The organism is Paenibacillus whitsoniae, from assembly GCF_003955665.1.
GTDB lineage: Bacteria > Bacillota > Bacilli > Paenibacillales > NBRC-103111 > Paenibacillus_E > Paenibacillus_E whitsoniae.
On the sequence record NZ_RXHU01000167.1, the window covers coordinates 1 to 2,873 of the forward strand.

3 protein-coding genes are annotated in these 2,873 nt (G+C 52.4%); all 3 read left to right on the plus strand.

The window, feature by feature from the left end; translation table 11 throughout:
• The coding region (locus EJQ19_RS31575) for a response regulator transcription factor (RefSeq protein WP_164716892.1) at positions 1-517 on the plus strand (517 nt) is incomplete at its 5' end.
• Positions 514-2,064, plus strand: a complete 1,551-nt coding sequence (locus EJQ19_RS31580) for a sensor histidine kinase (RefSeq protein WP_126145167.1) — start codon at positions 514-516, stop codon at positions 2,062-2,064. The genes EJQ19_RS31575 and EJQ19_RS31580, both read left to right, overlap by 4 nt.
• A gap of 573 nt (positions 2,065-2,637) precedes the next feature.
• A partial coding sequence (locus EJQ19_RS31585) for a hypothetical protein (protein WP_206438517.1) occupies positions 2,638-2,873 on the plus strand: 236 nt, incomplete at its 3' end.

A 2,873-nucleotide genomic window follows, 5' to 3' on the forward strand; every position in this document is an offset into this window, starting at 1 on the left:
CGATGTGATGATGCCGGGGATGGACGGCTTTGAAGTATGTCGGATGATCAAAAAACAGGACAATATCGCCGTCATCATGCTTACTGCCAAGGATGAAATCGACGACCGCGTCAAAGGCCTAACGCTCGGCGCGGACGATTATATGGTCAAGCCGTTCTCTTTTGAAGAACTGCTGGCCCGGATTTACGCGCGAATTCGCAATCATTTCCCGAATCTGTTCGGCGAGGTCATTGTAGGGCCGCTGCGGATCGACGATCGGCGCAAAGAAATCAGCATGAACGATCGGGTGCTGGAGCTGTCGCCGACGGAGTATGAGCTGCTCAAATTTATGGCGATTAACCACGGGCTTGTGCTCAGCAAAACGATGATTCTCGACAAAGTGTGGGGCTACGACTTCGGCGGCGAGGAGAACATCGTGGAAGTGTATATCCGCTCGCTGCGGGACAAACTCGGCGACAAGGAACATAAGCTGATTCGAACGATTCGTGGCGCCGGTTACCGGATGGATTTGGCATGAAACGGCTGCGGCGGTTCACCTCATTTTTTGAGACGAATTCCTTGAAAGTTCAGCTTCTTTCGAGAACGCTGCTGGTCATGTCCGCGCTATTGTTGCTCATCGGTGTGTTTCAATATGTGTTCATGCAGCAGTTTATGTACCAGAACAAAGCAGAGACCATTCGCAATCAAATCTCCGGTTTACCGCCGAATGTGTGGTTGCGAGCCGGTGAGGGGCAGGATCGAGGCTCAAGTCCTTTCCTGCCAAGGCAGGATTTCTCTCGCGGCAACCGTCAGGATATTCCGGGGGGCGAGGCTCCTCGTATTTTCGTGCCGGATCTCGCGATTGCTATTATTGATGATAAGGGAAATTACAAGCTGGTTTCCTCGCAGGATGAGAATTCCGCTATCCAATTAAAGAGCGAGGATTATGTGGAGCTGCTTCAGAAAACGTCCAAGAAAACCGATTATCGCGTTGTTAAAAATGAAAAGGGCGTCGAGCAGCTCGTTGTTTTCCATAAGGTGGGGGGAGAGAACCCAGATCGGAACCGCGGCTTTCAAGGGCTGATTCAAGCCAGCACGACCACTTCGCAAATTAAGGATGTGCTGCTGCGGCAGTTGCTGACCTTCTTGTTTCTATCCATGCTGGCCATGATTATGGGCTTGCTGGGCTTTCTTCCCGTGCTGCGGCGAACGTTGGTACCGCTGTCCAATATGGTCGATACGGTCAAGCGGATCGATGCCGGGAGTCTCAACGAGCGGTTTCCCGCACATCAGGGACAGGTGGAAATCGACCGGTTAGCGACGTCGTTCAATGGCATGCTGGAGCGGCTTGAAATTTCTTTCGAAGCGGAAAAAGAAGCCAAAGAGCAAATGCGCCGCTTCGCTGCGGATGCTTCGCATGAACTGCGCACGCCGCTGACGTCGATTCACGGCTTTCTGGAAGTGCTGCTCCGCGGCGCCTACCAGCAGCCGGAGCAGCTGCAGAAAGCTTTGCGCAGCATGCACGGCGAATCGATCCGCATCAACAAGCTGGTCGAGGATCTGCTCTTGCTCGCGCGTTTGGATCGGAAACCGACTTTTCAAATGTCGGAGGGCCTTCTGGATGACATGCTCCATGATATGGAGCACCAGCTTCGGCTGCTGGCCGGGGAGCGTGAGGTCACGTTCCTGCTAGAGCCAGAGACACGCAGCGTGTACGATGCGGATAAAATCAAGCAGGTGATTTTGAATTTGTTCCACAACGCTGTGCAGCATACGCATCCTGAAACGGGGCGCCTGCGCATCGTGTTGTCCACGGTTGGGGGCGCGGTTGAGATCGCTGTGCAGGACAACGGGCCGGGCATCGCGCCGGAGCATCTCCCGCATCTGTTCGACCGGTTTTACCGCATTGATACGTCCCGCGGCAGACGCAGCGGAGGTGCAGGATTGGGACTGTCCATCACGCGCTCCATCGTCGAACTGCATGGCGGCACGCTATATGTTGAAAGCGTGGTCGGCGAAGGCAGCACATTTATTGTGCGATTGCCTGGATTGCCGCCCATGCTGCAGGGAGAGGAGCTGCGCTGAGGCGCGGCTCCTTTTTGGCCTATCCGCGTATAGTCTCGGCGTTGCTCCGTTCGTAAACGCTCTCATCCGTGATCGGATGGAGATCCGCTGAGGGGGCAAGACGCTGCTAGGCGTTTGGTTTTCGGCGATTGCTCTCTTGTGCGGCCAATTGGGAGGTTTGGAAAAGTAGAGAGAGAGAACGGCAGCATTACCTGCAAAACCTGCAGGTCATTTTCCCGAAAAGGGGGGAAATGGTTATGGAACCTGTAAAAGCTACAGTAAAAATTCGTCATTCTCCTCGATTTCTTGGAAAATAGGGGTGAATGCGACGAATTAACTGTATGAAATGCAGGATTGTTTGAAAAAACATTTGAATTCCTGGATTTGGATGTAGGAAATACATGTTCTTTGATGGGAGGACTGCCGGTTTTTCAAAAAGTGAACATATGTTTGTGTTTGTTATTTCCTAATTCAGCCAATTCTCAGATACTTCTCAACGAATGCTCAGTTTGTACTCAGATGGAATTCAGGTTGGGGGTCTATACTTGGGTTTGTAAGGAAATACAAATACGAAAGCAAAGGTGGATACACGATATGAAAAAAATCAGCAGAAAAATTATTGCAGGATCTTTGGTAGCATCTTTTGTCGTAGGAGTCGGGCTCGTCGGCGCATTACATAATCAAGCATTTGCAGATACAGCGGTAGGTTCTTCAACAACGACAACGCAGATGGGGCACGGCGGCAAAGGGTTCGGAGACAGAGGCTTCGGTCCTCGGGGCGGCTTCGGCGGCGGCAACATCGTGAAAGAAACGGCGACGATCCTGGGCGT